Consider the following 9,780-nt stretch of genomic DNA (forward strand, 5'->3'; position numbering starts at 1 on the left):
TGATAGAATTTATGGATAAAAATAAGATTATGGGATTAACCCAAAGAGATGTCAAGGAAAGACAGGCTAAGGGCTTGGTCAATGATTTTACTGCATCGGCCAGTACTAGCACTTGGCAAATCGTTAAACGAAATGTCTTTACCCTTTTTAACGCTTTAAACTTTGCCATTGCTTTGGCACTAGCCTTTGTGCAGGCTTGGAGCAATTTGGTCTTCTTTGCTGTTATCTGCTTTAACGCTTTTTCTGGAATTGTGACCGAGCTGCGGGCCAAACACATGGTGGACAAGCTCAATCTTATGACCAAGGAAAAGGTCAAGACTATTCGTGATGGCCAAGAAGTGGCTCTGAATCCTGAAGAATTGGTGTTAGGAGATGTCATTCGTTTATCTGCAGGAGAGCAGATTCCCAGTGATGCCTTGGTTTTGGAAGGCTTTGCGGAAGTCAATGAAGCCATGTTGACGGGGGAAAGTGATTTGGTGCAAAAGGAAGTGGATGGCTTGCTTTTGTCAGGAAGTTTCTTAGCCAGTGGGGCAGTTTTAGCTCAAGTTCACCATGTTGGATCTGATAACTATGCTGCCAAACTCATGCTGGAAGCCAAGACCGTTAAACCAATCAACTCTCGTATCATGAAATCGTTGGACAGGCTAGCTGGTTTTACTGGGAAGATTATCATTCCTTTTGGTCTGGCTCTCTTACTAGAAGCCTTGCTTTTAAAAGGCTTGCCTCTTAAGTCGTCCGTTGTAAATTCGTCGACAGCCCTTCTGGGGATGTTACCTAAGGGAATTGCCCTTTTGACCATTACTTCGCTTTTGACTGCGGTGATTAAGTTGGGCTTGAAAAAGGTCTTGGTGCAGGAGATGTACTCTGTTGAGACCTTGGCACGCGTGGATATGCTCTGTTTGGACAAGACGGGCACCATCACCCAAGGAAAGATGCAGGTGGAGGCTGTTCTTCCACTGACGGCAACTTATGGTGAAGAGACTATTGCCAGCATTTTGGCCAGCTACATGGCCCACAGTGAGGATAAAAATCCAACTGCCCAAGCTATTCGCCAGCGATTCCAAGGCCAAGTAGCCTATCCTATGCTCTCTAATCTTCCCTTCTCCAGCGACCGCAAGTGGGGAGCTATGGAATTGGAAGGTTTGGGGACAGTTTTCTTAGGTGCGCCTGAGATGTTGCTGGACTCTGAAGCCCCAGAAGCCAGGGAGGCCTTGGAGAGAGGGTCACGTGTCTTGGTCTTAGCTCTCAGTCAGGAGAAATTAGACCATCACAAACCACAGAAACCATCTGATATTCAGGCTCTGGCCCTGCTGGAAATCTTGGATCCGATTCGAGAGGGAGCAGCAGAGACGTTGGACTATCTCCGTTCTCAGGAAGTGGGTCTCAAGATCATCTCTGGTGACAATCCAGTTACAGTGTCCAGTATTGCCCAGAAGGCTGGTTTTGCGGACTATGACAGTTATGTAGATTGCTCGAAAATCACGGATGAGGAATTGATTACTATGGCTGAGGAGACAGCTATTTTCGGACGTGTTTCCCCTCATCAAAAGAAACTCATTATCCAAACACTGAAAAAAGCGGGGCATACAACAGCTATGACAGGAGACGGAGTCAATGATATTCTCGCCCTTCGTGAGGCGGATTGTTCTATCGTGATGGCGGAAGGGGATCCGGCGACGCGTCAGATTGCCAATCTGGTTCTCTTGAACTCTGACTTTAATGATGTTCCTGAGATTCTCTTTGAAGGTCGTCGCGTGGTCAATAACATTGCCCATATCGCCCCGATTTTCTTGATAAAGACCATCTATTCTTTCTTGCTCGCAGTTATCTGTATCGCCAGTGCTCTTCTGGGACGATCTGAGTGGATCTTGATCTTCCCTTTCATTCCGATCCAGATTACCATGATTGACCAGTTCGTGGAAGGTTTCCCACCATTCGTTCTGACTTTTGAGCGAAATATCAAACCTGTTGAGCCAAACTTCCTCAGAAGATCCATGCTTCGTGCTCTACCAAGTGCTCTCATGGTTGTGTTCAGCGTTCTTTTTGTGAAAATATTTGGAAGTAGCCAAGGTTGGTCTGAGTTAGAAATCTCAACTCTACTCTATTATCTCTTGGGGTCAATTGGTTTCTTATCCGTATTTAGAGCCTGCATGCCATTTACCCTATGGCGTGTCCTCTTGATTGTTTGGTCAGTAGGAGGCTTCCTAGCTACAGCTCTCTTCCCAAGAATTCAAAAACTACTTGAAATTTCAACCTTAACAGGACAAACATTACCTGTTTATGGTGTCATGATGTTGGTCTTTACCGTGATTTTCATTTTGACCAGTCGCTACCAAGCTAGAAAATAAAGAAAGGCTGCAATCTGTGGATTGCGGTCTTTTTAGGTACAAGATTGCCAGCTGAAATGTGGTATAATAAGAGGTAATAGAGTTTGGAAAGTGAGAGAAGATGATTTCAAAGAGATTAGAATTAGTGGCTTCCTTTGTGCCACAGGGAGCCATTTTACTAGATGTGGGGAGTGACCATGCTTATCTGCCTATCGAGTTGGTCGAAAGAGGACAAATCAAAAGTGCCATTGCAGGTGAGGTTGTAGAAGGTCCCTACCAGTCCGCGGTTAAAAATGTTGAAAGTCACGGGTTAAAGGAGAAAATCCAAGTCCGTTTAGCAAATGGCTTGGCAGCCTTTGAAGAGGCAGATAAGGTATCGGTCATTACCATTGCTGGTATGGGTGGTCGTTTGATTGCCAGGATTTTAGAAGAAGGCTTGGACAAGTTAGCTAATGTAGAGCGTTTAATCCTCCAACCCAATAATCGTGAAGACGACTTGCGTATCTGGCTACAAGAGAACGAATTTCAGATTGTAGCTGAAAGTATCTTAGAAGAGGCTGACAAGTTTTACGAGATTTTGGTGGTGGAAGCAGGACAAATGAAGCTATCAGCTAGTGATGTTCGCTTTGGTCCCTTCTTGTCCAAAGAGGTCAGTCCAGTCTTTGTCCAAAAATGGCAAAAAGAAGCTGTTAAGCTAGAGTTTGCCCTCGGACAAATCCCAGAAAAAAATCTGGAAGAACGTCAAGTTCTAGTAGATAAAATTCAAGCCATCAAGGAGGTTCTCCATGTTAGCAAGTGAAGTGATTAATGCGTATGAAGCCTTTTGCCCTCAGGAATTTTCCATGGAGGGAGACAGTCGTGGTCTGCAAATTGGTACTTTAGACAAGGATATCCAAAGGGTCATGGTGGCTCTCGATATTCGTGAAGAAACGGTGGTTGAAGCCATTGAAAAGGGTGTAGACTTGATTATTGTCAAGCATGCGCCGATTTTCCGTCCCATCAAGGATTTGGTAGCTAGCCGTCCACAAAATCAGATTTACATTGATTTGATAAAGCATGACATCGCAGTTTATGTCAGCCATACCAATATTGACATCGTTGAAAATGGCCTCAATGATTGGTTCTGTCAGATGCTAGGTATCGAGGAAACGACTTATCTGCAGGAGACAGGTCCTGAACGTGGAATTGGACGTATTGGGAATGTTCAGCCTCAGACATTTGGGGAATTGGCCCAGCATGTCAAGCAAGTCTTTGGTTTAGATAGCCTTCGATTGGTGCATTATCAAGAGAGAGATTTGCAGAAGCCTATTTCAAGAGTGGCCATCTGTGGTGGTAGCGGGCAGTCTTTCTATAAGGATGCTTTGGCAAAGGGGGCAGATGTTTATATCACTGGTGATATTTACTACCACACTGCTCAGGATATGCTGTCTGATGGCTTGCTAGCCTTGGACCCAGGTCACTATATCGAAGTGCTTTTTGTAGAAAAAATTGCAGAGCTTCTTAATCAATGGAAAGAGGAAAAAGGCTGGACTATTGATATCTTACCTAGTCAAGCATCGACCAATCCTTTCCACCATATCTAGTTAGAAGGTGAAGACAATGAAAAAAGTTGCCATTATTGGAGCAGGGATTGTAGGTGCAACAGCTGCCTACTACCTCTCGAAAGAAAGTGATCTAGAAGTAACAGTCTTTGATCATGGACAAGGTCAGGCTACTAAGGCCGCAGCAGGAATTATCAGCCCCTGGTTTTCCAAACGCCGCAATAAGGCCTGGTACAAAATGGCGCGCTTGGGGGCTGACTTTTATGTGGATTTATTAGCAGATTTAGAGAAGTCAGGACAAGAAATCGACTTTTACCAGCGTTCGGGAGTCTTTCTCCTGAAAAAGGATGAAACTAAGTTGGAAGAACTCTATCAACTAGCCCTCCAGCGTAGAGAAGAATCTCCTTTGATAGGGCAATTAGCCATTCTGGACTCAGCATCAGCTAATGAATTATTCCCTGGCTTGCAGGAATTTGATCACCTGCTCTATGCTTCTGGTGGAGCGAGAGTAGATGGCCAACTTTTAGTGACTCGTTTGCTGGAAGCCAGTCAGGTCAAGCTGGTCAAAGAAAAAGTGACTCTGATACCTTTAGCATCAGGTTACCAGATTGACGAAGAGGTGTTTGATCAGGTTATTTTGGCGATGGGAGCTTGGTTGGGACATCTGTTAGAGCCTTTAGGTTATGAAGTAGATGTTCGTCCCCAAAAGGGGCAACTCCGAGATTATCAACTTGCCCAAGACATGGAAGCTTACCCTGTTGTTATGCCAGAAGGGGAGTGGGATTTGATTCCTTTTGCAGGTGGGAAATTATCCCTAGGCGCTACCCATGAAAATGATATGGGATTTGATTTGACGGTAGATGAAACCTTACTCCAACAAATGGAGGAGGCAGCCTTGCCTCACTATCCAGTCTTGGCAGTAGCGACTTCAAGAGCTGAGCGTGTGGGAATCCGTGCCTATACCAGTGATTTCTCTCCTTTCTTTGGACAAGTACCTGGCTTATCAGGTGTCTATGCTGCTAGTGGACTAGGTTCCTCAGGCCTCACAACTGGTCCTATCATTGGTTACCATCTAGCTCAACTGATCCAAGACAAGGAGTTGACCTTGGACCCTCTAAACTACCCAATTGAAAACTATGTCAAACGGGTAAAAAGCGAATAAGCATTTTACTGAAATTTTATCCTACCCTCTAGGATGGCAAATGACATTCCCTATCAAAAATGGTAAAATAAGAAAAAATAATCTGAGAATCGAGGAAAGAAGATGCAAGAAAAGATTTTGGTAACGGGTGGAGCAGGTTTTATCGGAACCCACACTGTTATTGAGTTAATCCAAGCAGGTCATCAAGTTGTTGTGGTGGATAACCTTGTTAATAGTAACAGAAAAAGTTTAGAAGTTGTTGAAAGAATCACAGGAGTTGAAATTCCGTTTTATGAGGCAGATATCCGTGACACAGATACACTCAGAGATATTTTCAAGCAAGAAGAACCAACTGGTGTCATTCATTTTGCTGGCTTGAAGGCTGTCGGTGAATCTACCCGTATTCCTCTTGCCTACTATGACAATAATATCGCTGGAACTGTTAGTCTTTTGAAGGTCATGGAAGAAAACAACTGTAAAAACATCATTTTCAGTTCTTCTGCGACAGTTTACGGAGATCCTCATACAGTGCCAATCTTGGAAGATTTCCCACTTTCAGTGACCAATCCATATGGCCGTACCAAACTCATGCTTGAGGAAATTTTGACCGATATCTACAAGGCAAACTCAGAATGGAATGTGGTCTTGCTTCGTTACTTTAACCCAATCGGAGCTCATGAAAGTGGAGACCTAGGAGAAAATCCAAATGGTATTCCAAACAACCTCTTGCCATATGTGACTCAAGTAGCCGTTGGAAAATTAGAGCAAGTGCAAGTGTTTGGAGATGATTACGATACGGAAGACGGAACTGGTGTTCGTGACTATATCCACGTTGTCGATTTGGCTAAAGGTCACGTTGCAGCTCTGAAAAAAATCCAAAAAGGTTCAGGCCTAAACGTTTATAACCTTGGAACAGGTAAAGGCTACTCAGTTCTTGAAATTATCCAAAACATGGAAAAAGCAGTGGGACGTCCGATTCCTTACCGCATTGTAGACCGTCGCCCAGGTGATATCGCAGCCTGCTATTCAGACCCAGCAAAAGCCAAAGCAGAACTTGGTTGGGAAGCAGAACTAGACATCACCCAAATGTGTGAAGACGCATGGCGTTGGCAAAGCAAGCATCCAAATGGATTTGAAGACTAAGATGGTGATTTCAATCATTGTCCCCTGTTTAAACGAAGAGGAAGTACTTCCTCTTTTTTATCAGGCTTTGGAAGATTTGATTCCTGATTTGGGAACAGAAATCGAGTATGTCTTTGTCGATGATGGATCGAGTGATGGGACCTTGGAACTCTTAAAGGTCTATCGGGAACAAAATCCGGCAGTGCATTATCTTTCTTTCTCTCGAAATTTTGGCAAAGAAGCAGCCCTCTATGCAGGCCTGCAGTATGCGACAGGAGATTTGGTGGTGGTAATGGATGCGGACCTCCAAGATCCTCCTAGAATGTTGCTTGAGATGAAAGCCTTACTAGATCAGAATGCAGACTTGGACTGCGTTGGGACACGAAGAACTAGTCGGAAAGGGGAACCCTTCTTTCGCAGTTTATGCGCCAATCTCTTTTACCGCCTCATGCAAAAAATCAGTCCAGTAGCCCTGCCGTCAGGTGTCCGTGATTTTCGCATAATGAGAAGGTCTGTAGTCGATGCTATTTTAGCTTTGACCGAGTCTAATCGTTTTTCAAAGGGACTTTTTGCCTGGGTGGGTTTTAAAACCCACTATCTGGACTATCCAAATGTCGAAAGGCAGGCTGGCAAGACCAGTTGGAATTTTAGGCAACTTTTTTTCTACTCCATTGAGGGGATTGTCAATTTTTCAGATTTTCCCTTGATTATAGCTTTTGTAGCGGGTCTCCTATCTTGTTTTATTTCTCTACTCATGACCTTTTTTGTTGTGGTTCGGACCCTCATTTTGGGAAATCCGACATCAGGTTGGACCTCTCTGATGGCTGTCATTCTCTTTCTTGGAGGCATTCAACTCTTGACCATTGGGATTCTCGGCAAGTACATCAGTAAAATTTATCTGGAGACTAAAAAAAGACCACTTTATCTTATCAAAGACAAAAGTGACCTTCCTGATTTTACAGAAAAAAATAAAGAGAAAAGACTATAATTTTGCATGGAAATATGCTAAACTAGAAGGAGTGGAACGTTCTTGTCGATATTATAGTTAATCTTTAATCAAGGCACGTGTCGGACAGTTTCTAACAGCTTCTATGACGTCCTGGCTAGGAGAAATTTCTTTTTCTAGTTGGTCAGGGTCATCGTAAAAACGCACGATTCCATTATCATGGTAATCAAATAATTCAGAATAAGTTTGGCAAAGCCCACAGGCAATGCAGCGTTCAGGTATAAGTGTGATTTTCATATTTATATTGTAATAAGAAAAGTAAAAAAAAACAAGGAGTAAGGTATGGCAAAAGAACCGTGGCAAGAAGATATTTATGAGAATCAGGAAGAAACAAGATCAGAACGTCGTAAGAGAGAACAAGGTGGAGGAGTGCTGGCTAATCGTATCTTGACTATTTTAGCAAGTATTTTCTTTGTGATTGTAGTCGTGATGATTATTGTTCTGATCTATCTTTCGTCAGGTGGGAGTAATCGCACAGCAGCCTTGAAAGATTTTCACGATTCAGATACAAAAGTAGAGCAAGTTTCTTCTACTTCTAGTAGTAGTTCAGAGCAGGCATCTTCTAGTTCAGAGGAGAAGGTAGAAGAGTCATCTAGTAGCTCAGAACATCCAAATGATCCAGAAGGAACTACAAAAGTTATGGCTGGAGAAGGAGAAGCAGCCATTGCCGCTCGTGCAGGTATTTCAATTGCTCAATTAGAAGCATTGAATCCTGGGCATATGGCTACAGGATCTTGGTTTGCAAATCCTGGAGATGTGATTAAGACTAGATAGGAGTCATAAATGAAGACGATTCAAATTGCTATCGATGGTCCAGCTTCCAGTGGTAAGAGTACGGTCGCAAAGATTATTGCCAAGGATTTTGGTTATACCTACCTCGATACAGGTGCCATGTATCGTGCAGCGACTTATATGGCTCTTAAAAACCAGTTAGGAGTAGAAGAAGTTGAAGCACTTCTAACCTTGTTAGACCAGCATCCAATTAGTTTTGGGCGTTCAGAAACTGGGGAACAGCTTGTCTTTGTAGGAGATGTGGATATTACCCATCCTATCCGTGAAAATGAAGTGACCAATCACGTTTCTGCTATTGCGGCGATTCCTGAAGTTCGTGAGAAACTAGTTTCTCTCCAACAAGAGATTGCCCAGCAAAGTGGGATTGTCATGGACGGTCGCGATATTGGGACTGTTGTATTGCCACAAGCAGAATTGAAAATTTTCCTAGTAGCTTCGGTAGATGAAAGAGCAGAGCGTCGTTACAAGGAAAATATTGCCAAGGGAATTGAAACAGACCTTGAAACCCTAAAAGAGGAAATTGCTGCGCGTGACTACAAGGATAGTCATCGTGAGACTTCGCCTCTCAAACAAGCAGAGGACGCTGTCTACCTTGATACAACTGGCTTGAACATTCAAGAAGTAGTTGAAAAAATCAAAGCAGAAGCTGAAAAAAGAATGTAAATGTAGAGAAGCCGATAGATTGATATCGGTTTTTTTCTAAATTTGTCAAAATGCTGATTTTAAGGTATAATAGTTGCTGTTCGAGAAATTTTGATTTTCAAAGAATAGTGAATGATGATAAGGAGAAACCATGAACAACCTACCAAATTGCCCAAAATGTAACTCAGAGTATGTCTACGAAGACGGTGCCCTACTGGTTTGCCCAGAGTGTGCTCATGAGTGGAATCCTGCTGAAGTTGCAGATGTAGAAGAGGGCCTTGTTGCTATCGATGCCAACGGGAATAAATTGGCTGACGGTGATACTGTAACCCTCATCAAGGACTTGAAAGTAAAAGGTGCGCCAAAAGATTTGAAACAAGGGACGCGCGTGAAAAATATCCGCATCGTAGAGGGCGACCACAATATCGACTGTAAAATTGATGGCTTTGGTGCCATGAAACTCAAATCAGAGTTTGTGAAGAAAATTTAAGCATGTCAAAACACTATAAACTTGTATTTTATAGCCGTATCTTCTTGTTTCTAGCGGCTTTTACGGGAGTTTATCTTGAAATCGCCAAGCATGGTGGATTTGGGATGTTGCTCTATTATACGGTTCTGTCCAACCTTTTAGTCGCGATTTTTACGCTCTATCTCCTAAAGGTTATGAGCCGTTTAGGTGAAAACTGGCAAAGACCAAGTCTCTTGCGCTTAAAAGGTGGGGTCACCATGAGTATCATGATTACCTGTGTGATTTACCATTTCCTCTTGGCACCCATTGCGACTAATTTCTATACTCTAGAAAATTTCCTTTGCCACTATATCGTTCCCCTCTGGTTTTTAGCAGATACCCTCTTTTTTGACAAACAGGGTCAATACAAGATTTGGGATCCAATTGTGTGGACGATTTTACCCTTGCTTTATATGATTTTTGCTCTTTTTAATGGCTTGGTACTGAAACTTGATGTTCCTAATTCTAAGGTCAGTCCCTTCCCTTACTTCTTTTTGAATGTGAACAAGGGTTGGGATGTCGTGTTCAAGTGGTGTCTGATTATCTTTGTTGCCTATATGGTGGCAGGATTTATCTTCTACTTTATTAAGCAAATCAAGAGAAAGTCATCCTAATACTCTTCGAGAATCTCTTCAAATCACGTCAGTTTCGCCTTGCCGTATATATAGTTACTGACTTCGTCAGTTTCATCTACAACCTCA

Annotated in this window: 11 protein-coding genes; 10 read left to right on the forward strand and 1 reads right to left on the reverse strand. The window is 43.0% G+C overall.

Annotation, left to right across the window (positions count from 1 at the left end):
* Positions 1–11: 11 nt before the first annotated feature.
* The 6 genes from HMPREF2764_RS02420 (at position 12) to HMPREF2764_RS02445 (ending at position 7,119) form a co-directional block, all read left to right on the forward strand.
* A complete protein-coding gene (locus HMPREF2764_RS02420; protein WP_070527868.1) occupies positions 12–2,348 on the forward strand; it encodes a cation-translocating P-type ATPase in 2,337 nt (778 codons plus the stop codon).
* Positions 2,349–2,448: 100 nt separating this feature from the next.
* Positions 2,449–3,126 (forward strand): tRNA (adenine(22)-N(1))-methyltransferase, encoded by a 678-nt coding sequence (locus tag HMPREF2764_RS02425; RefSeq protein ID WP_070526933.1) that lies wholly within the window; start codon positions 2,449–2,451, stop codon positions 3,124–3,126.
* Positions 3,113–3,910, forward strand: a complete 798-nt coding sequence (locus HMPREF2764_RS02430; RefSeq protein ID WP_049502397.1) for a Nif3-like dinuclear metal center hexameric protein — start codon at positions 3,113–3,115, stop codon at positions 3,908–3,910. The genes HMPREF2764_RS02425 and HMPREF2764_RS02430 overlap by 14 nt, the downstream gene beginning before the upstream one ends.
* A 16-nt stretch (positions 3,911–3,926) precedes the next feature.
* The gene (locus HMPREF2764_RS02435) at positions 3,927–5,030 is read left to right on the forward strand and encodes an NAD(P)/FAD-dependent oxidoreductase (RefSeq protein WP_070526937.1); all 1,104 of its coding nucleotides are present in this window, start codon (positions 3,927–3,929) and stop codon (positions 5,028–5,030) included.
* Positions 5,031–5,132: 102 nt separating this feature from the next.
* On the forward strand, positions 5,133–6,152 hold the full coding sequence (gene galE, locus HMPREF2764_RS02440) for a UDP-glucose 4-epimerase GalE (protein WP_070526940.1): 1,020 nt from the start codon (positions 5,133–5,135) through the stop codon (positions 6,150–6,152).
* Between the two features lies 1 nt (position 6,153).
* On the forward strand, positions 6,154–7,119 hold the full coding sequence (locus HMPREF2764_RS02445) for a glycosyltransferase family 2 protein (RefSeq protein WP_070526943.1): 966 nt from the start codon (positions 6,154–6,156) through the stop codon (positions 7,117–7,119).
* Between the two features lie 57 nt (positions 7,120–7,176).
* On the opposite strand, the gene HMPREF2764_RS09545 is transcribed toward HMPREF2764_RS02445, so the two are convergent.
* On the reverse strand, positions 7,177–7,374 hold the full coding sequence (locus HMPREF2764_RS09545; RefSeq protein WP_024057475.1) for a ferredoxin: 198 nt from the start codon (positions 7,372–7,374) through the stop codon (positions 7,177–7,179).
* Positions 7,375–7,419: 45 nt separating this feature from the next.
* Here HMPREF2764_RS09545 and HMPREF2764_RS02450 point away from each other — a divergent pair, with 45 nt between their 5' ends.
* The 4 genes from HMPREF2764_RS02450 (at position 7,420) to HMPREF2764_RS02465 (ending at position 9,693) form a co-directional block, all read left to right on the forward strand.
* Positions 7,420–7,911 (forward strand): SAG1386/EF1546 family surface-associated protein, encoded by a 492-nt coding sequence (locus HMPREF2764_RS02450; RefSeq protein WP_023946238.1) that lies wholly within the window; start codon positions 7,420–7,422, stop codon positions 7,909–7,911.
* 9 nt (positions 7,912–7,920) lie between these two features.
* Complete coding sequence (gene cmk, locus HMPREF2764_RS02455) at positions 7,921–8,592, forward strand: (d)CMP kinase (protein WP_070526946.1); 672 nt, start codon at positions 7,921–7,923, stop codon at positions 8,590–8,592.
* Between the two features lie 130 nt (positions 8,593–8,722).
* Positions 8,723–9,061: a zinc ribbon domain-containing protein YjdM gene (locus tag HMPREF2764_RS02460; protein ID WP_001061584.1), complete on the forward strand. Its 339-nt coding sequence runs from the start codon at positions 8,723–8,725 to the stop codon at positions 9,059–9,061.
* A 2-nt stretch (positions 9,062–9,063) separates the two neighbouring features.
* Positions 9,064–9,693, forward strand: a complete 630-nt coding sequence (locus HMPREF2764_RS02465; protein ID WP_000033942.1) for a Pr6Pr family membrane protein — start codon at positions 9,064–9,066, stop codon at positions 9,691–9,693.
* The last annotated feature ends 87 nt before the right edge of the window (positions 9,694–9,780 follow it).

The sequence above is a fragment of the Streptococcus sp. HMSC073F11 genome, from assembly GCF_001810785.1.
Classification (GTDB): Bacteria; Bacillota; Bacilli; order Lactobacillales; family Streptococcaceae; genus Streptococcus.